This is a genomic window from Streptococcus sp. FSL W8-0197 (assembly GCF_037963785.1).
Taxonomy (GTDB): Bacteria; Bacillota; Bacilli; order Lactobacillales; family Streptococcaceae; genus Streptococcus; species Streptococcus oralis_CQ.
The window spans coordinates 1403577-1425464 of record NZ_CP150168.1; the positions used below are offsets into that span (position 1 = coordinate 1403577).

General features: G+C 42.2%; 23 protein-coding genes and 2 riboswitches. Of the genes, 6 read left to right on the top strand and 17 right to left on the bottom strand.

What is annotated here, in order from left to right; translation table 11 throughout:
- Positions 1 to 75: 75 nt before the first annotated feature.
- From NYE79_RS07065 to NYE79_RS07075, 3 genes are read left to right on the top strand one after another with little or no spacing between them, the layout of a single operon-like run.
- Positions 76 to 921 (top strand): DegV family protein, encoded by an 846-nt coding sequence (locus NYE79_RS07065; RefSeq protein WP_000219947.1) that lies wholly within the window; start codon positions 76 to 78, stop codon positions 919 to 921.
- Between the two features lie 57 nt (positions 922 to 978).
- On the top strand, positions 979 to 2154 hold the full coding sequence (locus NYE79_RS07070; RefSeq protein WP_049478878.1) for an NAD(P)/FAD-dependent oxidoreductase: 1176 nt from the start codon (positions 979 to 981) through the stop codon (positions 2152 to 2154).
- 19 nt (positions 2155 to 2173) lie between these two features.
- Complete coding sequence (locus NYE79_RS07075) at positions 2174 to 2629, top strand: 8-oxo-dGTP diphosphatase (RefSeq protein ID WP_049478864.1); 456 nt, start codon at positions 2174 to 2176, stop codon at positions 2627 to 2629.
- A gap of 28 nt (positions 2630 to 2657) precedes the next feature.
- On the opposite strand, the gene NYE79_RS07080 is transcribed toward NYE79_RS07075, so the two are convergent.
- Positions 2658 to 3398 carry a MerR family transcriptional regulator gene (locus tag NYE79_RS07080; protein WP_050251726.1) on the bottom strand — a complete coding sequence of 247 codons (741 nt, stop codon included), beginning with the start codon at positions 3396 to 3398 and terminating at the stop codon, positions 2658 to 2660.
- Positions 3399 to 3649: 251 nt separating this feature from the next.
- Here NYE79_RS07080 and NYE79_RS07085 point away from each other — a divergent pair, with 251 nt between their 5' ends.
- Positions 3650 to 4990 (top strand): sodium-dependent transporter, encoded by a 1341-nt coding sequence (locus NYE79_RS07085; protein WP_084922211.1) that lies wholly within the window; start codon positions 3650 to 3652, stop codon positions 4988 to 4990.
- Between the two features lie 41 nt (positions 4991 to 5031).
- Here the strand turns inward: NYE79_RS07085 and manA are convergent, their stop codons facing one another.
- The 3 genes from manA to NYE79_RS07100 form a co-directional block, all read right to left on the bottom strand.
- Positions 5032 to 5976, bottom strand: a complete 945-nt coding sequence (manA, locus tag NYE79_RS07090) for a mannose-6-phosphate isomerase, class I (protein WP_084922007.1) — start codon at positions 5974 to 5976, stop codon at positions 5032 to 5034.
- Positions 5977 to 6094: 118 nt separating this feature from the next.
- Entirely contained in the window at positions 6095 to 7534 is a 1440-nt protein-coding gene (locus tag NYE79_RS07095; protein ID WP_216728488.1) for a 6-phospho-beta-glucosidase, read from the bottom strand.
- Between the two features lie 130 nt (positions 7535 to 7664).
- Entirely contained in the window at positions 7665 to 7925 is a 261-nt protein-coding gene (locus NYE79_RS07100; RefSeq protein ID WP_001291475.1) for a SemiSWEET family transporter, read from the bottom strand.
- 325 nt (positions 7926 to 8250) lie between these two features.
- Here NYE79_RS07100 and NYE79_RS07105 point away from each other — a divergent pair, with 325 nt between their 5' ends.
- Positions 8251 to 8595 (top strand): LapA family protein, encoded by a 345-nt coding sequence (locus NYE79_RS07105; RefSeq protein WP_000913393.1) that lies wholly within the window; start codon positions 8251 to 8253, stop codon positions 8593 to 8595.
- Positions 8596 to 8760: 165 nt separating this feature from the next.
- Here NYE79_RS07105 and NYE79_RS07110 read toward each other — a convergent pair whose 3' ends face one another.
- The 5 genes from NYE79_RS07110 to NYE79_RS07130 form a co-directional block, all read right to left on the bottom strand.
- The gene (locus tag NYE79_RS07110) at positions 8761 to 9108 is read right to left on the bottom strand and encodes a VOC family protein (protein WP_001052638.1); all 348 of its coding nucleotides are present in this window, start codon (positions 9106 to 9108) and stop codon (positions 8761 to 8763) included.
- Between the two features lie 58 nt (positions 9109 to 9166).
- Positions 9167 to 10942 (bottom strand): pyruvate oxidase, encoded by a 1776-nt coding sequence (gene spxB / locus NYE79_RS07115; protein ID WP_084910841.1) that lies wholly within the window; start codon positions 10940 to 10942, stop codon positions 9167 to 9169.
- A 209-nt stretch (positions 10943 to 11151) separates the two neighbouring features.
- The gene (locus NYE79_RS07120; RefSeq protein ID WP_070656972.1) at positions 11152 to 13395 is read right to left on the bottom strand and encodes a heavy metal translocating P-type ATPase; all 2244 of its coding nucleotides are present in this window, start codon (positions 13393 to 13395) and stop codon (positions 11152 to 11154) included.
- A gap of 9 nt (positions 13396 to 13404) precedes the next feature.
- Entirely contained in the window at positions 13405 to 13776 is a 372-nt protein-coding gene (locus tag NYE79_RS07125; protein ID WP_070656971.1) for a cupredoxin domain-containing protein, read from the bottom strand.
- A 10-nt stretch (positions 13777 to 13786) separates the two neighbouring features.
- Positions 13787 to 14182 carry a CopY/TcrY family copper transport repressor gene (locus tag NYE79_RS07130; protein WP_070656970.1) on the bottom strand — a complete coding sequence of 132 codons (396 nt, stop codon included), beginning with the start codon at positions 14180 to 14182 and terminating at the stop codon, positions 13787 to 13789.
- Positions 14183 to 14365: 183 nt separating this feature from the next.
- Positions 14366 to 14464, top strand: a riboswitch (TPP riboswitch).
- An 84-nt stretch (positions 14465 to 14548) separates the two neighbouring features.
- On the opposite strand from NYE79_RS07130, the gene thiD reads away from it, so the two are divergent.
- The gene (gene thiD / locus NYE79_RS07135; protein ID WP_070656969.1) at positions 14549 to 15340 is read left to right on the top strand and encodes a bifunctional hydroxymethylpyrimidine kinase/phosphomethylpyrimidine kinase; all 792 of its coding nucleotides are present in this window, start codon (positions 14549 to 14551) and stop codon (positions 15338 to 15340) included.
- A gap of 47 nt (positions 15341 to 15387) precedes the next feature.
- Here thiD and thiE read toward each other — a convergent pair whose 3' ends face one another.
- From thiE to NYE79_RS07175, 8 genes are all read right to left on the bottom strand, one after another.
- Positions 15388 to 16020, bottom strand: a complete 633-nt coding sequence (gene thiE, locus NYE79_RS07140) for a thiamine phosphate synthase (protein ID WP_070656968.1) — start codon at positions 16018 to 16020, stop codon at positions 15388 to 15390.
- Positions 16013 to 16816 (bottom strand): hydroxyethylthiazole kinase, encoded by an 804-nt coding sequence (locus NYE79_RS07145; RefSeq protein ID WP_070656967.1) that lies wholly within the window; start codon positions 16814 to 16816, stop codon positions 16013 to 16015. Before NYE79_RS07145 ends, thiE begins: the two co-directional genes overlap by 8 nt.
- Positions 16816 to 17340: an energy coupling factor transporter S component ThiW gene (gene thiW / locus NYE79_RS07150; protein ID WP_070656966.1), complete on the bottom strand. Its 525-nt coding sequence runs from the start codon at positions 17338 to 17340 to the stop codon at positions 16816 to 16818. Before thiW ends, NYE79_RS07145 begins: the two co-directional genes overlap by 1 nt.
- 3 nt (positions 17341 to 17343) lie before the next feature.
- On the bottom strand, positions 17344 to 18036 hold the full coding sequence (gene tenA, locus NYE79_RS07155; RefSeq protein ID WP_070656965.1) for a thiaminase II: 693 nt from the start codon (positions 18034 to 18036) through the stop codon (positions 17344 to 17346).
- A 10-nt stretch (positions 18037 to 18046) separates the two neighbouring features.
- Complete coding sequence (locus NYE79_RS07160) at positions 18047 to 18697, bottom strand: energy-coupling factor transporter transmembrane component T (RefSeq protein WP_070656964.1); 651 nt, start codon at positions 18695 to 18697, stop codon at positions 18047 to 18049.
- Position 18698: 1 nt separating this feature from the next.
- Positions 18699 to 20084 (bottom strand): ABC transporter ATP-binding protein, encoded by a 1386-nt coding sequence (locus NYE79_RS07165; RefSeq protein WP_339293653.1) that lies wholly within the window; start codon positions 20082 to 20084, stop codon positions 18699 to 18701.
- Entirely contained in the window at positions 20085 to 20645 is a 561-nt protein-coding gene (locus NYE79_RS07170; RefSeq protein WP_000915275.1) for an ECF transporter S component, read from the bottom strand.
- A gap of 159 nt (positions 20646 to 20804) precedes the next feature.
- Positions 20805 to 20893, bottom strand: a riboswitch (TPP riboswitch).
- Positions 20894 to 21016: 123 nt separating this feature from the next.
- The gene (locus NYE79_RS07175) at positions 21017 to 21685 is read right to left on the bottom strand and encodes a TenA family protein (RefSeq protein WP_339293654.1); all 669 of its coding nucleotides are present in this window, start codon (positions 21683 to 21685) and stop codon (positions 21017 to 21019) included.
- Positions 21686 to 21888: the final 203 nt, after the last annotated feature.

Sequence of the window (21888 nt, forward strand, 5' to 3'; positions counted from 1 at the left end):
AGGGCTTTCATGATATAATTGTAAAAAAAGACAGAACCTTTGTCAATGTATAAGTGACAAAGATGGAGAATTTCTATGACTTGGAAGATTGTAGCTGACTCTGGTTGTGATTATCGTCAACTGGCAACTCCTGCTATTGATACGGAATTTGTTAGTGTTCCTTTAACCATTCAAGTAGCTGATCAGGTCTTTATCGATGATGCCAATCTTGACATTGACCACATGATGGAAACCATGTATGCGACTTCTGAGGCTTCAAAATCAGCTTGTCCTAGCCCTGATGATTACTTGCGAGCATTTGAAGGTGCTAAGCATATCTTTGTCGTTACTATCACTGGTACTCTTTCAGGTAGCCATAATAGTGCACAGCTCGCTAAGAATATCTATCTGGAAGAACACCCTGACACTCAGATTCATGTGATCGATACATTGTCTGCAGGTGGTGAGGTTGACTTGATTGTCGAGAAAATCAATAGCTTGATTGATCAAGGACTTTCTTATGAGGAAATTGTTGAAGCTATTACAGCCTACCAAGAAAAAACGAAGTTGCTTTTTGTACTCGCTAAGGTTGATAACTTGGTAAAAAATGGTCGTTTAAGCAAGCTGATCGGTACAGTTGTCGGTCTTCTCAACATCCGTATGGTTGGGGAAGCAAGTGAAACTGGAACCCTAGAACTACTCCAAAAAGCGCGTGGACCAAAAAAATCCCTTCAAGCAGCCTATGAAGAACTCATCAAGGCTGGCTACGCTGGTGGCCGTATCGTCATGGCTCATCGCAGCAATGAAAAATTCTGTCAGCAATTGTCAGAACGCTTGCTGGAAACCTTCCCACAAGCGGATATCAAAATCATCCCGACATCTGGTCTCTGCAGTTTCTATGCAGAAGATGGCGGTTTGTTGATGGGATATGAAATCAACTAAGATTATGAGCAACAAGAGATGTCAAGCATCTCTTGTTTTTTGTGGTACAATAGAGCTATGAAACATTTTGATACTATTGTCATTGGTGGAGGACCTGCAGGTATGATGGCTACCATTTCCAGTAGCTTTTATGGTCAGAAAACTCTACTCATCGAAAAAAATCGAAAACTTGGGAAAAAATTAGCTGGAACGGGCGGTGGTCGTTGTAATGTGACCAACAATGGAACTTTAGATGACCTATTAGCTGGCATCCCTGGTAACGGGCGGTTTCTTTACAGTGTCTTCTCCCAGTTTGATAACCATGATATCATCAACTTTTTTACGGAAAATGGTGTTAAACTCAAGGTCGAGGACCACGGACGCGTCTTTCCTGCTAGTGACAAGTCTCGGACTATTATCGAGACACTAGAAAAGAAAATCACTGAACTCGGTGGTCAAGTTGCTACTCAAACAGAAATTGTTTCGGTTAAAAAGATAGACGACCAGTTTGTCCTTAAGTCCGCAGACCAAACCTTCACTTGTAATAAACTGATTGTTACAACTGGTGGTAAATCCTATCCTTCTACTGGTTCTACTGGTTTTGGGCATGAGATCGCCCGCCATTTTAAACATACCATTACTGAGCTTGAAGCTGCTGAGAGCCCATTGTTGACTGATTTTCCACACAAAGCGCTTCAAGGGATTTCACTAGACGATGTGACCTTAAGCTATGGTAAGCATGTCATCACTCACGATCTGCTCTTTACCCACTTTGGTTTGTCGGGTCCTGCTGCTCTGCGTATGTCTAGTTTTGTCAAGGGTGGGGAGGTTCTCTCGCTAGATGTTTTGCCTCAACTTTCTGAGAAGGACTTGGTAGCATTTCTAGAGGAAAATCGGGAAAAATCCTTGAAAAATGCTTTAAAAACTTTGCTTCCAGAACGCTTGGCAGAATTTTTGGTGCAAGGCTATCCTAACAAAGTCAAACAACTGACTGAAAAGGAACGCGAACAACTTCTCCAGTCCATCAAGGCTCTTAAAATCCCTGTGACTGGAAAAATGTCTCTTGCCAAGTCCTTTGTCACCAAAGGCGGTGTCAGTCTTAAGGAAATCAATCCTAAAACCCTCGAAAGTAAGCTCGTTCCTGGGCTCCACTTTGCAGGCGAGGTACTGGATATCAATGCCCACACGGGTGGCTTTAACATCACTTCTGCCCTCTGCACTGGCTGGGTAGCAGGAAGTCTGCATTATGATTAAATATCAAAGGTTGTAAAAAATGAATAGAAGAGAATCAGTTGAATTTGTCAACATGTGCATGATTCAAAACGGAGACAAGGTTCTGGTCCAAGACAGAGTTAGCCCTGACTGGCCTGGTATTACTTTTCCTGGTGGTCATGTTGAACGTGGCGAATCCTTTGTCGATGCTGTCATTCGTGAAGTGAAAGAAGAAACTGGTCTGACCATTTCCAAACCCCAACTCTGTGGTATCAAAAATTGGTACGATGACAAGGATTATCGTTATGTCGTCCTCTTTTACAAAACAGAACACTTTACTGGTGAACTCCAGTCTTCAGACGAAGGGAAAGTTTGGTGGGAGGATTTTGAAAATCTGTCTTATCTAAAACTTGCCACTGATGATACGTCTAAAATGCTTCGTGTTTTTTTAGAAGAGAATCTCAGTGAATTCTTTTACTACAAAGACGGTGACGACTGGCTTTATGATTTGAAGTAAAAAATAGGCTAGGAAATTCCTAGCCTATTTATTCTGCATTTGTCTGAACGTAAGCCGCAATGGCATCTGATGTGTACTGGGCTGTTCCAGCTCCAAATTTGTCAATGTTTTCCTTAAACTCTGGGTTATAGACGTAGCCTTTGCCGATATGGCCAAATACTTCAATAGAGCAGTCAAATCCATAAGTACGAATAGCTTGCAAGAGTTTGGCTGCTTCTTCTTGGTTTTCGGACGCTGTTGCAGGCAGACCAGCTTGAAGGTTTTGTGCCAAGGCTTGAAAAACTTGGTTGAAGGCGGCTGTAGCCTCATCTTCGTGACCTTTCTGGCGTTCGAGCGCTTGGTCCATCACCTCTTGTCCATACTTCTCTACCGCTTCTTGGTGGTATTTTTGATTGTCTTGATAGCTAAATCCAGTGAATTTTTCCTCAATCGTCATTTTTCTTTCTCCTTTTTGTTCTTGAATGGTTTTTTGCAAGGTGGAAATCAAGGTATCCAGATGTTGCCTTTCTTGGGTCAAATAGTCCAACTGCCTGGTCAAATGAGGCAATAAATCTGTCCTTTCTCCCTTTAACAGCTCTGCTATTTTTTCTAAAGAAAAGCCTAGATATTTGTAGTAAAGAATGACTTGAAGGCGTTCCAAATCCTCTTGACTGTAGGTTCGATAGCCGTTTTCCGACTTTAAGGGAACCAAGAGCCCTATCTTATCGTAGTGATGCAGGGTCTTAACAGAGACACCTGAAAGCTGCGCAGCTTCTTTGATATGGTACATGATTTCCTCCTTACAAGAATAGTATAAACCCTCCCCTTAGGTCAGAGTCAAGCGTTTTTGAGAAAAATTTTTAACTTTTTGAGAAAGGTGTGAAAACTTGAAAATGGTTTTCTTGACAGACCTTTGAAAACATGATAGGATAGTCAAGTCTATCAATCAAACAGAAGGCTCATAGAGAGCCATTGAGAGAGGGCTATTTGACAACTCAAGTAGCCTTTTCTTATTTTAAAAAAGAGATTGGAGTTTCAACTATGTCAGAAAAATCGCAATGGGGCTCGAAACTAGGCTTTATCCTAGCATCTGCTGGTTCAGCTATCGGACTTGGAGCCGTTTGGAAGTTCCCCTACATGACTGCTGCTAATGGCGGTGGGGGCTTTTTACTAGTCTTTCTCATTTCCACTATTTTAATCGGTTTCCCGCTCCTGCTGGCTGAGTTTGCCCTTGGCCGTAGCGCTGGCGTTTCCGCTATCAAAACCTTTGGAAAACTAGGCAAGAATAACAAGTACAACTTTATCGGTTGGATTGGTGCCTTTGCCCTCTTTATCCTCCTCTCCTTTTACAGTGTCATCGGAGGATGGATTCTAGTCTATCTGAGTATTGAGTTTGGGAAATTGTTCCAACTTGGCGGAACGGGTGATTATGCTCAGTTATTTACTTCAATCATTTCAAATCCAGCCATTGCCCTTGGCGCACAAGCTGCCTTTATCTTGTTGAATATCTTTATTGTATCACGTGGAGTTCAAAAAGGGATTGAAAGAGCCTCAAAGGTCATGATGCCCCTGCTCTTTATCATTTTTGTCGTGATCATCGGGCGCTCGCTCAGCTTGCCAAATGCCATGGAAGGGGGTCTCTACTTTCTCAAACCAGACTTTTCAAAACTAACTAGCGCTGGTCTCCTCTATGCTCTGGGTCAATCTTTCTTTGCCCTCTCACTAGGGGTGACAGCTATGCTGACATATGCATCCTACTTGGACAAGAAAACCAATCTGGTCCAGTCAGGGATTTCCATCGTAGCCATGAACATCTCGGTATCCATCATGGCAGGACTAGCCATTTTCCCAGCCATGTCAGCCTTCAATATCCAGTCTGAAGGGGGACCAAGCCTGCTCTTTATCGTCTTGCCTCAACTCTTTGACAAGATGCCTTTTGGAACCATTTTCTACATCCTCTTCCTCTTGCTCTTCCTCTTTGCGACGGTCACTTCTTCTGTCGTGATGCTGGAAATCAATGTGGGCAATATCACTAATCAGGACAACCGCAAGCGTGGCAAATGGAGTGCTATTTTAGGAATCTTGACCTTTGTCTTTGGAATTCCTTCAGCCCTTTCTTACGGTGTTATGGCGGATGTTCACATCTTTGGGAAGACCTTCTTTGATGCTATGGACTTCTTGGTTTCCAATCTCCTCATGCCATTTGGAGCTCTCTGTCTGTCACTTTTTACTGGCTATATCTTTAAAAAGGCCCTTGCCATGGAGGAACTGCATCTTGATGAAAGAGCATGGAAACAGGGACTTTTCCAAGTCTGGCTCTTCCTCCTTCGTTTCATCATTCCTATTATCATCATTGTGGTTTTTATCGCCCAATTTATGTAATCAAAAAGGACTTGAGTAGTAAACTCAGGCCCTTTCTTTTTTTATGGATGGCTTACAATCAATTCCAAACCTTGCCCTTCTAGGGTCCAAGTTTCAACATCACTTGGTAGGATAAAGTGGCTACCTTTTTGGATTGGATAATTTTCCCCGTCAACAGTCAGTTGACCTTGACCAGCCAAGACACTCAACAAGCTGTAGTCAGCTGTCTTTTCAAAGTTAACTTTTCCAGTAATTTCCCATTTGTAAACCGCAAAGAAATCATTGGATACAAGGAGAGTGGAACGTAAATCATCTGCTTTGATAGTTACGGGACGGCTATTAGCAGGTTCACCAATGTTCAAGACATCGATGGATTTTTCAAGGTGAAGTTCACGCAAGTTGCCCTTGTCATCCTTACGGTCAAAGTCATAAACACGGTAGGTGGTATCGCTAGACTGCTGGGTTTCAAGAATCAAGATACCTGCTCCAATAGCGTGCATGGTGCCACTTGGTACATAGAAGAAGTCTCCAGCCTTAACAGGCACTTTGGTCAGCAAGGCATCCCAGTTTTTATCTTCGATTTGCTGGTGGAGTTCTTCTTTTGATTTGGCATTATGGCCATAGATAATCTCTGAACCTTCATCCGCAGCGATAATGTACCAACACTCTGTTTTTCCGAGCTCGCCTTCGTGCTCTAGTCCATAGGCATCGTCTGGGTGAACTTGGACACTGAGCCAATCGTTGGCATCAAGTATCTTGGTCAAGAGTGGAAACACAGGTTCTGGACGATTACCAAACAATTCACGGTGCTCTGCATACAAGGTAGCTAAGTCTGTTCCCTCGTAGCGACCATTAGCGACCTTTGAAACCCCATTTGGGTGAGCTGAGATAGCCCAGTATTCTCCGATTTTTTCACTTGGAATTTCATAGCCAAACTCATCACGTAGCTTGGTACCACCCCAGATTTTTTCTTGCATAACTGATTGTAAAAATAATGGTTCTGACATCTTATTCTCCTGTCTATTTTCTCACTTCATTATAGCAAAAAGCCAGGTCTAATTGAACTCTTTTTCACATCTTATAAAGTAGGGAGAAGATTTTATAAAAATAGTGAACAAATGTGCTCTACTTAATACTTGCACCATTGCTGGCAATGACATCCTTGTACCAGTAGAAAGATTTCTTCTTGCTCCGTTTGAGGCTTCCATGACCTTCATTATCACGATCCACATAGATAAAACCATAGCGCTTGTTCATTTCGCCTGTTCCAGCTGAAACCAGATCTATACAACCCCAAGTCGTATAACCAAGCAATTCAACGCCATCTTGGTAAATAGCATCTCGCATAGCCTTGATGTGGGCTTCTAGATAAGCAATCCGATAGTCATCTGCTACATCACCATTTTCATCTGGAGTGTCTATAGCGCCGAGTCCATTTTCTACAATGAACATAGGCTTTTGATAACGATCCCAGATGGCATTGAGGGTGATTCGAAGTCCCAGTGGGTCAATCTGCCAACCCCATTCTGAGGATTCCAGATAGGGATTTTTGATAGAGGCAAAGACATTTCCAGCTGTCAGATCCGTCATTTCTGGATCGCCTGAAGCCACTCGACTCGCATAATAAGAGAAGGAAACAAAGTCAACAGTGTGATTCTTTAACAAGTCCAAATCCTCTGCCGTCATTTCTATCTCAATTCCCTCACGCTCCCACTGCTTCTTGGCATAGTTTGGGTATTCCCCACGCGCTTGGACGTCAATGAAGAAGTAACTCTTACGGTCTTCTTCCATGGCTGCCCAGTAGTCTCTCGGATGGGCAGTGTTAGGATAATATTGCCCCGCTGCCAACATACATCCCACCTTGTTTTCTGGATCAATTTCGTGAGCAATTTTAGTCGCCATAGCCGAGGCTACTAACTCATGGTGGGCTGCTTGGTATTTGACTTGCTCTTGATTTTCCCCCTCTTCAAAACAAATCCCTGCTCCTAAAAAGGGGGCATGCAGAATCATATTGATTTCGTTGAAGGTGAGCCAGTACTTGACCAAGCCCTTGTAACGGGTAAAGAGGGTGCGACAGAGATTTGCGTAAAAGTCCAACATGCGACGGTTGCGCCAACCACCGTACTCCCTGATTAAGTGCATGGGGCAATCGAAATGCGTGATGGTCACCAGTGGTTCAATTCCATACTTGTGGCATTCCTTAAATAAATCCTCATAAAAAGCTAGACCAGCTTCATTTGGCTCTGCTTCGTCACCTTGAGGAAAAATCCGAGTCCAAGCAATGGAAAGTCGATAGGTTTTAAATCCCATTTCTGCAAAAAGCGCAATATCTTCCTTGTAATGATGGTACATATCAATGGCTTCCTTTGCTGGGTAAAAATAGCCCTCCTCAAACGAAAACATCTTTTTCTGACCTGTAATAATAGCCTCACGGTCTGGACCAATCGGTACCACATCCACATTAGCAAGACCACGACCGTCCTGATTATAAGCACCCTCACATTGATTAGCTGCCGTTGCACCACCCCAGAGGAATCCTTCTGGAAATTGTAGTATTTCTGTCATCGCTTTACCTCGATTGATTTATTACTTCTATTATACTAAAAAGGAGGCAAAAAGTTTTGAACTCTCTGGATAATGATAGCACTAAACTTACTTTTATATATACAAAAAAAGACTGAAACCAGTCTTCTTTTTAAATCAAAGCTGTGATAGCCGTTACCAGACCAAAAATGATACCTGGCGCATTAGCAGCCGCAAGGGGAATATCTCTTTCTTTCTTGAAAAGACCGTAGTAAACCCAGAGACTACAGTTGATGGCTGCAACCAAGGGCTGGATAAAGTTCCCTTTTTGACCAGCCAGGTTGTTCATAATTTGCGGGAAGTAAGAGACGTACATCATAACAGACATGAAGGTCGCTACCCAACCCAAAACTTTCATTTGTTTTTCAGACATTTTCAAAACCTCTTTCATTTTTATGAATCATATTTTATAATCTTTTTTCAAAACAATCAAGTCTTTAAAACTTTTGTTATAAAGATATAAACTATCACAATCTTGTTATAAGAAAGAGGGAACAGAAAAAAGACCGAATTGCTCCGTTCTGTTTACTCAATCAAATATTAGAAAATGAATACTCCTTTTCAATGAATCGATTGATTGATGGTAAATAAGCCGTTAGAAATTATTGACAGTATCGAAATTTTCTAGTAAAATGAATTTTGTTAATACCTAAATGGTGTGTAGTTTTCTATCAACATAGTCAGGAGAAAAGGAACTTATGCTAAAAAAATTTAATGAATTGTCACTGAAAGATAAGGCTTATCTAATTGGCGGTTTGAGCTTATTAGTCATTGTGATCTCATTTGGTCTACTCAATCGTCAAACAGTAACTGTCAGTCTTGTCTTTACACAACTATCTGCTCCCTTGATTTTGGTGATTTTTACTTGTCTAGTAATCGGGATCATTGCTGGTAGTGCTATTGGTATTAGCTATCACCATAACAAGACTCAAGATCTGAGAAGCCGCATTGCTGAAGCAGAAGCGACTATCAATATAAAAGACAGGGAGCTTGTCCAGTACGAGGAACAGGTGCAACAATTAAAACAGGAAGCCAAACAATAAGTGTAGAAATCATAACCACCCGTGAAAACGGGTGGTTTTTTGTCTCGCACCTAACGGAGCGAGACGGACTGAAAGTCGCATAAATACAAAAAAGATCGAATTGCTCCGATCTTTTTAAGTTTCACTCCAAGAATGTTTAGATAAAAAATTTGATAATAGAATTACCTACTTCATACGATAAAAATCAATCACTAGACCAGCAGGCCCTTTAACTAATAAGGACTCTGTTCCCCAATCGGTTACAGTTGGTCCGTTTAAAACCTGGATACCAAGTTCTTTCAACCGTTGGTAATTCTGGTCTACATCCTCAACCTCGATATGAAGAATGATTCCTGACTGAAAATCTTCCAAAGGAATCAAATGATTTTGGGACAACATCAGACAGTGACTGCCAATCGTAAACTGAGCAAAACTGTCATCAACATAATCGGGCTTTTTATCCAAAATACGCTCCAAGTCAGCACAGACTTGGGGAACATCTGAAACGATAATATCTAATTGATTTAAATTCATTTACTCTCCTCCATAAAAAGACCGGATTGCTCCGATCTTTTTAAGTTCCACGAAGGAATTATTTAATTGCGCGTGATTGCAATCCTTCTTCTTCCAAGAAGAGGCGGAATGGTACGAGTTCTTCTGCTTCGTATTTTTCCTTGAAGGCTTTGATTGCTTCTTCTGAGTGAAGTTTTGGATCCAATTCAAGTACTTCTACTGGAAGTGGACGATGTTGCGTGATGCGAGCATCGATAACAACAGTTTTACCTTCTTTGTTGAGTTTAACAGCTTCTGCAACAACTGCATCGATGTCTTCGATACGGTCAACTGTAAATCCAACAGCTCCTTGAGCTTCAGCGATTTTAGCGTAGTCAGCGTTAGGGAAGTCAACACCAAACAAGTGTTTGTTTGTGTCTTCGTATTTGTTCTTGATGAAGGCATACTCAGCGTTTGAGAAGACAACGTTGATAACTGGAAGGTCGTATTGAACGTTTGTGATAACGTCTGGGTAGCACATGTTGAATGCACCGTCACCCATGATGTTCCACACTTGGCGATCAGGATTGTCTTTCTTAGCAGCAATACCACCAGGAAGGGCAATACCCATTGTCGCAAAGAGTGGAGATGTACGCCACATGTTCTTAGGTGTCATGTGAAGGTGACGAGTTGATGTTTGAGTTGAGTTACCTACGTCTATTGAGTAGATAGCGTCTTGATCAGCATGTTTGTTGATAGCATTGTAGACTTGGTACAATTGCAATTCACCCTCGGTTTTACCTTCGAGTTTGTTCATGTAATCACGCCAGTTTTGGTTGTTCTTAACGTTTGCACGCCACCATGGAGTTGATTCAACTGGGTTTACTTTGTCAAGGATTGCTTTGGCTGCTTGACCTGCGTCACCAAGGATAGAAGCGTCAAGGGCATGGCGTTTACCAAGTTTGTAAGGGTCGATATCGACTTGGATGAATTTTTCAGTGTTCTTGAAGGCTTCGTAAACTTCAGCAAATGGGAAGTTTGAACCAAGGAAAAGAACTGTGTCTGCTTCAAAGACCACTTCGTTGGCTGGTTTCCAACCAACACGGTAAGCAGAACCTGTCAACCCTTCATAGTTCCATTCGAAAGCTTCAAAGTTTTTACCAGTTGTGATGATTGGTGCTTTGATTTTACGTGACAATTCAGTGATCACTTCACCAGCTTTGACACCACCGTAACCAGCGTAGATAACTGGACGTTCAGCATTGTTCAAGATTTCAACAGCTTTGTCGATTTCAACTTCGTTCAAGGCAGGAGCGATGAATGAACGTTCGTATGAACCTGAACCGTAGTAAGAGTTTTCGTCGATTTCTTGGAAACCAAAGTTTACTGGGATTTCAACAACAGCTGGACCTTTTTTAGAAACTGCAGCACGGCAAGCTTCGTCGATTACTTTTGGCAATTGCTCAGCGTAAGCTACACGTTTGTTGTAGACAGCAATACCGTTGTACATTGGGTTTTGGTTCAATTCTTGGAAGGCATCCATGTTGAGTTCGTTAACTGGACGTGATCCAAGGATAGCAAGGAATGGAGTGTTATCCATAGCTGCATCGTAAACACCGTTAATCAAGTGAGTCGCACCTGGACCACCTGAACCAACTGCAACCCCGATTGAGCCACCGAATTTAGCTTGCATGACCGCTGCAAGAGCACCTGTTTCTTCGTGGCGAACTTGCAAGAAGCGGATATCTTTGTCTTCAGCCAAAGCGTCCATCAATGAGCTGAGTGTTCCTGATGGGATACCGTAGATTGTGTCTACGCCCCATGTTTTCAATACGTTGAGCATTGCTGCAGATGCAGTAATTTTCCCTTGAGTCATTATAACTCTCCTTCAAAAATTTTTAAAATTTGATTCATCCGTTTTCATATACTAATTGGAAACGTTTCAGCAAATTTTTACTCTACTACTTTACCACATTTGTTTTTGGTCTCCTAAGAATGTGCTCAGAAGTTTTTATTCTCTATTACAGTACAGTTTGAAAACGTTTTATATAACTGTTTTATAATAAAAAGCGAGCAAGCTCGCTTTTAGTCTATTTTACTAAAGTTTAGCATGAGTGAACTGGTTAAAACAGATACAGAACTAAAGGCCATGGCTAGACCAGCCAGTTCTGGATTGAGAACGAGACCAATTCCTGAAAAGACTCCTGCTGCAATCGGAATTCCGGCGACATTGTAGATAAAGGCCCAAAAGAGGTTGAGCAGAATTCGATTGAAGGTTTTCTTGCTCATGTCAAAGGCACGAACCACTCCTAGGAGGTTATTAGTTGTCAACACCAAATCTGCTGACTCGATGGCAATATCTGTTCCAGCTCCCATAGCAATCCCCACATCTGCTACACTGAGGGCAGGAGCGTCATTGATACCATCACCAACAAAGGCTACTTTTCCAGCTGATTGTAGTTTATGGATTTCATGGGCTTTTTCTTCTGGCAAGACACCTGCAATGACCTCTTCGATTCCGATCTGATCTGCAATAGCACGCGCCACTCCAGCATTATCCCCTGTCAGCATGACTGTTTTAAGTCCACGTTTTTTCAGCTGACTGATGGCTAGCTTGGCATTTTCCTTGGGAATATCTTGCAGGGCAAGCAAGCCTTTAATTTCATTGTCAACAGCCAAGTAGACAACTGTCTTAGCTTCTTTTTCTAGTTCTTCTAGTTTTTCTTGATAAGTGCTAGAAATGTTCATGCCATCCAGCATTTTAGCATTTCCAAGCAGAACTTGTTTTCCATTGATTTGCCCTGAGACACCTTTTCCGTGCAAGGCTTGGAAATTCTCTACAGTTTGAATCTCAAGTCCGACTTCAGTCGCTCGCTTGACAATGGCCTCAGCCAGTGGGTGTTGAGAAGCTTCTTCCAAGGAGGCTGCCAATCCAAGCACTTCTACTTCGTCGCCGATGATATCTGTGACCACAGGTTTCCCTTCGGTCAAGGTTCCGGTCTTATCAAAGACAATAGTTTGAACTTTCTGGATTTCCTGTAAGACGGTTCCATTCTTGAGGAGAACGCCCATTTTGGCACTGCGACCTGTCCCCACCATAAGAGCTGTCGGTGTTGCAAGTCCTAGTGCACAAGGACAAGCGATAATCAAAACTGCTACTCCATAGAGAAGAGAAGAGACAAAACTCGCTCCAAGCACGACTACACTATCCCTGAGCAAGACGAACCAAACCCAAAAGGTCACAATCCCTAAAATGACAACCGCTGGTACAAAAATCCCTGAAACCTTATCCGTCAAATCCTGAATTGGTGCTCGGCTGGTCTGGGCTTTCTTAACAAAGTCCACAATCTGTGCCAAGACAGTCTCTGAACCAACTTTTTCTGCTTTAAAAACAAGCGTTCCGCTATTATTGATGGTTGAGCCAATGACGGTATCTCCAACTGTTTTGTCTACCGGCAGGCTCTCACCTGTCACCATAGACTCATCAATACTGGACACACCTTCGACTACAACCCCATCAACCGCAATCTTTTCACCGGGACGCACTCGAATCAGGTCACCTACCTTGACTTGCTCCAAGGGGATTTGAACATAGCTATCATCACGCAAGACTTCTGCAGTTTTAGCCTGCAAGTCAAGTAATTTCTCCACAGCTTGGGAAGTATTTTTTCGCATTTTTTCCTCAAAAACGGCTCCCAAAAGAACGAAGAAGAAGATAAATGCAGCACTTTCAAAGTAAACGGGGAGACCAGCGAAGAGGGCAACTAAGCTATAGAAATAGGCCACTAGGGTTCCCAGAGCAACCAGGGTATCCATGTTGGCATTGTGCTTTTTAAAGCTGGCCCAAGCACTCTGGATATAAGGACCACCTGCTACTAGCATGATGGGTGTTGTGGCTAAAAAGGTGCCCCAACGCATGACTTGGTGACTAATTCCTCCTGTCGACATCCCAATCATGATAATCACAAGAGGCACAGTAAAGATACTAGTAATCCAAAAACGTTGCAAAAGTGACAAAGATTTTCGAGTCTTCTCAACTACGGTGTAGCTTCCCTTTTGCATCTTCATGCCACATGAGAATTCATGCTCACCCAACTCTTGAGGTGTAAAACGAATTGTCTTCTCTTCATCCACGCCGATTGGTTCCAAGATGTCTTCTTCTTCAAAAAGGATTTCCTTGTAACAGTTTGAAGGAGTTATACGATGAAAGGTAATTTCAGCGGGAATCCCTTTTTGAAGCTGAATATGGGCTGGATGGTAGCCTTTGTCTGCCGTGATACGGATTTTTTGAACACCATTTTCAAGACTTGCTTTTACGATTTCAGTCATATCATTCTCCTATTCTACAATCATCTTACCGTGCATCATATTCATGCCACAAGAGAAACCATACTCTCCAGCCTGTTCAGGTGTGATTTCCACTACATACTCTTCACCCATAGGCAGGTCCGCATGCACTCCAAAATCTGGGAAAACAATCTGATCTAGGCAGGGTGAAGGGTCCTTACGGTCGAAGACGATACGGGCTGGCACTGATTTCTTGAGAATAATCAACTCAGGCGTATAGCCCCCCATGACCTCCACACGAATCTCTTGGTAGTCCTTTTTTTGCTGGGCCTTTTGTCCAGATTTTTCAGGCTTTTTGAAAAACCAAAACAAGATAAACGCTATAAGGGCAATACAAATAATGGTTACAATACTATTTAACATGACGTCTCCTTTACATACAATTACATCTTACTTCTGTTACAGCGCTAACTTTCTTCTCAGAAATCACAGCTTCTAAGTCTTCCAAGTCAGCCAGAGTAAAATCACATTCCATAATCAAATCAGCCAACAAGTTCTTAATCCTACGGGAACAAACCTTGTCTTTAATATCTTTAATAAGCAAATCCCGACTTTGGTCCAAAGTTAAAAGAGCCGAATAGACAAAGGACTTGCCTTCTTTTTTCCTTGTCAGACACTCTTTCTCAACCAAACGAGCCAAAAGAGTTTGAATGGTTGACTTGGACCAGTCGAACCGCTCCGCTAAAACCCTGATCAAATCGCTACTGGTCTGTTCCCCTTGCATCCAAATAATCTTCATGACCTGCCATTCTGCATCTGAAATCTGCATAATCACACCTCCTAAATCTACATTTGTCGATCACAGTTATTAGTATACTCCGAAAATCTACATTTGTCAACTATAATTTTTATTATTTTTTCGAAAAATAGAATTTTAAGCATTTGATAAAGGATTTTCAGTCAAATTTCACTATATAAACTATAAAAATATGCTATACTGTAGAAAAAAGAAAACAACCACTAGGGGTGCGTAAAGCTGAGATTAACGACTGTTAGATCCCTTTGACTCAATCTAGGTAATGCTAGCTGATGGAAGTGGAAATGATAATGAGGACTAACTGCTCTTCTATTACTTTCCTCAAACAGACTAGCTTTTTCTTGAGAATACAAACTTCAGTTGGTTGGGAGGTTTTAGATGACTTATTTACCCGTTGCTCTAACCATTGCAGGAACTGACCCTAGTGGCGGTGCTGGCATTATGGCTGACTTAAAGTCGTTCCAAGCTAGAAATGTCTATGGAATGGCCGTTGTGACCAGTCTTGTCGCTCAAAATACCAGAGGCGTTCAATTAATCGAGCACGTCTCCAACCAAATGCTGGAAACTCAATTGGAGAGTGTCTTTTCGGATATCAAGCCTCAGGCTGTAAAAACAGGGATGTTGGCAACTACTGAGATCATGGAAATCATCCAACCCTATCTTAAAAAGCTGGACTGCCCCTACGTTCTTGACCCTGTTATGGTCGCAACAAGCGGTGATACCCTGATTGATACCAGTGCGAGAAGCTACCTAAAAACAAATCTGCTTCCCCTTGCAACCATTATCACTCCCAATCTTCCTGAAGCCGAAGAGATTGTTGGTTTTTCGATTCATGATCCAGAAGACATGCAGCGTGCCGGTCGCCTGATTATAAAAGAATTTGGTCCTCAGTCCGTTGTTATCAAAGGTGGCCATCTTGAAGGTGGTGCCAAGGATTTCCTCTTTACCAAGGATCAACAATTTGTCTGGGAAAGTCCACGAATTCAAACCTGTCACACCCATGGTACTGGATGTACCTTTGCTGCTGTGATTACGGCTGAACTAGCCAAGGGCAGAAGTCTTTACCAGGCAGTTGATAAGGCCAAGGCCTTTATCACAAAAGCCATCCAAGACGCTCCTCAACTCGGTCATGGTTCTGGACCAGTCAACCATACAACTTTTAAAGATTAAGAAAAAACTCTCTAGTTCCTACTTTAAGGGAATTAGAGAGTTTTTGATTAGGAAACAATGTCATCTAGCTTTGTTAAAAAGGCATGCGCTTTTGCTTCAATATCTTCTGCCTGCATCAGATCACGTACAACAGCTACTCCAGCTATACCCGTGCCAATAAGTTGGTCAATATTCTCTGACGTCAGGCCTCCGATAGCAACTACTGGAATAGCGACCGTTTGGCAAATTGTTTTCAAGGTTGAAATCAGGGTAATGGGTGCATTTTCTTTGGTCGTAGTCGGGAAAATGGCTCCTGTTCCCAAGTAATCCGCACCCGATGTTTCTGCTTCGAGGGCTCTTTTAACTGTTTTAGCAGTGACACCGAGGATTTTTTCAGGACCCAATACTTTGCGGGCAACCGAAACTGGTAGTTCATCGTCGCCTATATGCAACCCAGCAGCATCAACCGCGAGACAAACATCCAAACGATCATCGATAATCAAGGGTACTTGATAGGCATCTGTTATTTCCTTGACTTGTTTTGCCAGTTGATAGTATTGATTGGTAGTGAGATTTTTTTCTCGTAGTTGGATGATGGTAACGCCTGAACGGCAGGCTGTCTCGACTTTTTCAAGAAAGCTTTCCAAGGAATCTTGGTAGCGATTGGTTACCAGATATAGTCTGAGTGCTTCTCTATTCATAAATATCTCCTTTGATAGCTTTTAGCCAGTTTTCGTCTCTTTTTAGGATAGAGAGCTGATTGAGAACTTGGTAACGAAAATCTTCCAATCCCATTCCTTGAACAAGTATTCTCTCAGCAGAGATATTGAGATAAGAGACCGCTAGGCAAGAAGCTTCAAAGGCAGTCTTTCCTTGGCTGAGAAAAACAGCTGTCAAGGCTCCAACCAGGTCTCCTGTCCCTGTTATCCAGTCCAATTCGTCACAGCCATTCCTCAATACAGCAACTTGATTTTCTGAAACGATGAGGTCCTTGGGACCCGTGACTAAGAATGACATACCAGGATAAAGCTGACACCAGTCTTTCAAGAATTGAAGCAAATCCTCAGTTTCTTGATCTTTAGCACTAGCATCGACCCCGACTCCATGGTGTTTTAAGCCAACAAGACTTCGGATTTCCGACATATTCCCCTTAAGGACTGTAGGCTTGTATTCTAAAAGGTCCCTGACTAGGTCCTTACGATTGGATGAAGCTGCTACGCCAACCGCATCTACTACCATTGGGAGACAAGTTTGAGCTGCATAAGAAGCTGCCATACGGATTGCTTTCTCCTTCTCAGCTGACAAATGCCCCAAATTGATGAAGAGGGCTTGACTTTGCTTAGTAAAATCAAGAACCTCACGGGGATCATCTGCCATAACAGGTTTGCATCCCAGAGCCAAAATGCCATTTGCCAGCATCTCACAAGAAATCTCATTGGTAATACAGTGAATCAAGGAACTGGTTGCTAGAGGGAAAGGATTTGTCAATTTCTGCATCAGTCTATCCTTTCACTGAAAAAATATCCTTGCACTTTTTTAAAGAATTCCTGCTTGATTAAAAATCGAAAGGCAAGAAAAGCTATGGCTGTACCGATCAAGGTTGCTCCGAAAAATCGAGGAGTGTAGATAAACCAACTGAGCTTGGCCGCAGATCCCGTAAAGAGAACCATAACAGGATAGGAAACAATAGAACCGATAACCCCTGTTCCCAAGATTTCTCCTAGGGCAGAATAGTGAAATTTCCGACCATACTTATAAAAGAGACCTGCAAGGAGGGCTCCAAAAGTAGCTCCTGTTAGGGCCAAAGGGGGAATGCCCTGAGTTGACATACGGATAAAGGCTGTCACTGTAGCCATGACCAAGGCATAAACAGGTCCCATCATGATTCCTGCCAGAATATTGACTACACTGGACATCGGTGCCATTCCCTCAATTCGAAAGATGGGTGTAAGAACTACGTCAAGGGCAATCATCATGGATAAAATGGTTAATTTGTGAACTTGAAGTTGGTGGTTTCTCATTTTCTATTGCTTCTCTTTTTCTAAGGACTGTAAATCACTCGTCCAGGTTTGATGTTGGTAAGCCATCTCCCAAAACTTGGCTTCCATGTGGACACTTCTGTGGAAGGCCTCTAGCATTTTTTGTTTGTCTGTCTCGTTGCTTTCGCGATAGAGCTGATTGACCAGGGCTTCTTCCTCTTTAATCTGCTGTTCTAACTCATCGGTGATATAGGTCTCAATCCACTGTTGATAAAGAGGATTCGGGGATGGTTTGCGATTAAGTGCCTTGCCCAAATCATGGTATAACCAAGGACAAGGCAGCAAACTAGCAAAAGCAATGCCCAAGTTTGGCTCTGCAAACTGTCGATAAATATGAGAAATGTAATGATAACAGGTTGGAGCGATTGGATGTTGCTCCATTTCCTGGTCGCTTATTCCTAATTCCTTGAAAAATTGTTGGCGGATAAACAACTCACCCTCCACTAAACTCTGAGCATTTTGTTTCAAGAGTCTTTTCATCTCTTGGTTTGAAGTCTTATCAGCCAAGAGGTGATAGGCTTCTGAAAAAGACTTCAGATAGTAGGCATCCTGAATCAGGTAATAGCGAAAGATGGAAGGTTCCAACGTTCCCTCTTGTAACTGTAGAACAAAGGGATGCTGAAAGGAAGCCTGCCAAGCTTCCCTGGATAATTCCATCGCAATATCTGTAAATTCCATAATAACTCCTTTATAAAAATAGACTGGTTTGAAGCAATAAAAAGAACAGCAGGTAGATTAATTTTGTTTTTTTAGAAATATAAAAAGTCCGATAGCGATTCTCCAACTGCGCATGTTCGTCATATCCATGTGCAGACAGAGCTCTCAAGTAGAGATGGCGCCATCTAAAGACCGTCATCAGAACCTTGCTGTAAATCAAGGGCGACCAAACATGCAATTTTTGGCCACGCAGTAAGCAAGCTTCCTTGAGGGACTTGATTTCTTGTTGAATGAGGGGAAAGGCATTGAATACCACAATTAAGGCATAGGCCCAAGACCGTGATAACCCCTTTTGAGCCAAGTACAAGAGAAGCTCTTTTAAGGAAATACTAGAAACAAAGACAAGGCCGATACAAACGGTCACAAAGGCCCTCGTTCCAAGCATCACTGCCTGCGAAGCATCTCCATGTAACTGAACTGCCCAGTAGTTGGCAAAGGATGGTAAGATGGCGAGTACGAGCATCCAAGCCAACAATTTAAATCGACGGTAGTAGAGCATGAAGAGAATGCAAAATGCGACTACTGAAAGATTAAGAGCAATCGAAGGAAGGAAAGATGTTTCCAAGGATAAAATCAGCAAGAAAAGACTAATAATCGGTGTCTGAGTTGCTACTTTGATCATACTACCTCACCTCCCCTAGAGTATCATTTTTCAGAGATGGGAGAGGTTTGCTGATAGTCACTTCTTGAAGATGGCTGAGACCCTCACTAGTCATCTCAATCCAATAATCAACCACAGAAATCAAGGGATCTAAACGATGGCTAATGATCAAAAAACTTCTTCCTTGATTTCTCTCCTCCAAAATCCACTTGCAAAAATAATGGCAAGCTCTATCATCCAAACCAGCAAATGGCTCATCTAGCAAGATCACAGAAGCCTTGCTGGTCAAGATAGTTAAAAGCTGAAGTATCTTTTGCTGGCCACCACTTAATTGATAGGGACTCTTATCGAGTGCCTGCTCCAGATCAAAATATCCTAAAGCTTGGAGAATCCGCTGATTTCTTTCAGAGTCTGGACTATCTAATTGCAGTTCCTCTCTCAGACTGCCTCGGATAAACTGCTTCTCAGCTTCCTGAACAACACCAGTCAGATCGCGATACAAACTTTTTTTCTTTTTTAGAACACAACTCTTCCAAGTAATGCGCCCCTTATACTTTTGAAATTGAAGAATAGAGCGAAAGAGGGTTGATTTCCCGACACCATTGTCACCCAAGATACAGGAAATTCCTTGGTAGAATGTAAAATCCGCAATTGAAAAGAGGGGACGCTTATCCAGCTCACAAGTCGTTCTATCCATATGGAACAATTCCGGGCTAGAAGCAACATTCTTTGAAGAAACCTGTGTCATCTCAGAGGTAGGGATTTGAAATACTTCCCTTAGTTGTCCGTCTCTTAGCTCCACCATATGGTCGATATAGGCTTCATAATCAGATAAATCATGGTCGCACAGGATGACTGTCTTCCCATCAAGAGCCAACTCTTTTAGAATCTCCAATATCTCGATTCTGCTCTTGCGGTCAATAGAAGCAAAGGGTTCATCCAAGAGATAGACCCTAGGATTCATAGCAAAGAGAACAGCCAAAGCAGCCTTTTGCTTTTCCCCACCTGATAGGTGATGAATGGGACGGTGCAAGATTGGCTCGCAACGACATTGCCGAACCACCTCTGCTATTTTAGCATCAATCTCTTGAAGGGGATGACCAATATTCTCCAAGGTAAAAATCAGCTCCTCAAACAAGTTCTCCATGGTAAATTGATGATTAGGATTTTGAAAGAGAATGCCAACCGTCTGGACACGGTCGACGATAGAAAGCTGACTGACCTCTCTCCCATCTATCAGGACTTGACCGCTATAGGGAAGAGAACTGACTTGGGCAATCATTTGAAAGAGACTGGATTTTCCTGAACCACTGCTCCCAACTAACAAGGTGAAGGCTTGCGCATGAAAAGTAAAATCAAGCGGTTCCGAAAAGATTGGGGACTGAATCGCTCGTAGTTTCAGCCCCATCTATGCCTTGCCCCCAGCTGCAAACTGATGATAAAGTTTGACAATGGCACGAACCAAGATGGTACAGAAGAAAAAGACAGAAATAAAGCGCACCACCAGCAAGGAAAGGACAAAAGGAAGGGAGAAGGCGTAGTAACCTAACTTAATGTATTCATAGACAAAACTAACAAGCGTAATCCCAATACTATTAGCAGTTAGAGAGAGCCAACTTTCATAGCGATTCTTGGTTACGATAAAACCAAGTTCACTTCCCAAACCTTGAACCAAGCCAGACAAAAGGGCACCTAGACCGAATTGACTACCATAAAGGACTTCAGCAAGCGCAGCTAGCACTTCTCCAATCGTTGCGCTTCCTACTCTTGGAACAAATATAGCCGCAATGGGCGCAGCCATACACCAGAGACCAAAGAGGATTTCATTGGCAAAGGCCTGCAAACCAAGAGGGGCCAAGATCAGGGTGAGGATATCAAACAGATAGCCTGACCCCACAAAAACGCCACCAAAAAAGATAGACAAGAAAGCAAGTAAGATAACATCTTTTAATTGCCATTTTTTCAACATAAAAAACTCCTTTTTTTAAAGAAAAGTGGGACATTCAAGGTGAGCTACCAAAAGGCTTGCCGTCAAGCCTATCCTCTTTTGATAAACAAAAAAACTCCAATTACAAACGAGAATTAGAGTTTAGCTTACAAGATTAGACAGTTCTTTTCGACATACGAAAAAAACCTTTTCACATTTCCCTTCGCCAGTCTTAACTGTATCAGGTTCAATGGGTATCATCTCAGCCTAAAGCACCCCAAATGTCTTTATTATTTAATTACTGGACCAGTATAACAGAAATTGAAAGCACTAGCAAGATATTTGACCGGAAAATATATTTATATAGTTTGTTTGTTACTTCTTTTAATCTACATCAAAGGATTGAATTTATCCTATAATTCATAACCGATATCAAAAAAGGCTAATTCTAAGGCAACTGCTTGATTCCAGCGTTGCTGAAGTTCTGTCAAATCTTCTCGACCTTTTCCGACACGATTGAGTTCGTCAACCAGAAATTGAACCCACTCTGCAAAGAAAGGACCTCTGTGGAGATTGACCCATTCTAAATGAATATAGGCTTCAGGTAGAGCCAAATCTTTAGAACCCCAGTCTAAATAGAGACCTTCTGCAATGACCAGCATGACCAAAAGATGAGCATAGTCTGATGAAGTCACAGCAGAATACATTAGCTCCTGAAACGCTTTTGTTACAGGGTGCAAGGTCACTTCTAGATAGTCATTCTCTGCTACTTTTAACTCTTTGAAAGCCTTTTGGAAATAACCATCTTCATCTGCTTCAAGAAAGCCTAGTTGCTTGGCAAAACGAAGTTTGGGTTCAAGCTGGTCTGCGTGAGCTACACAGGCACCCAGCATGGATAAGAAGGCATCAAAGAAATTATAATCTTGAATCAGGTAGTCTTTTAAGACCTTATTCTCAATTGTCCCCGCAAAAAGTTCCTTAACAAAACGATGATTGATTGCAGCCTGCCAATCCTTCTGACTGCTTTTTAATAATTCTCCAACGGTCAAACCCGGCTGAAATGCATAGTCTTGTGTTTCCATATTTACTTTTCCTCTCTTTACTCGTTCGTAATCAACAAAATACCAAGAAAATTCTAGTTTTACTTGACCTTTTTAAAGAAAAGTGGGGCATTCAAGGAGAGCTGCCAAAAGACTTGCCGTCAAGCCTATCCTCTTTTGATAAACAAAAAAACTCCAATTACAAACGAGAATTAGAGTTTACCTTACAAGATTAGACAGTTCTT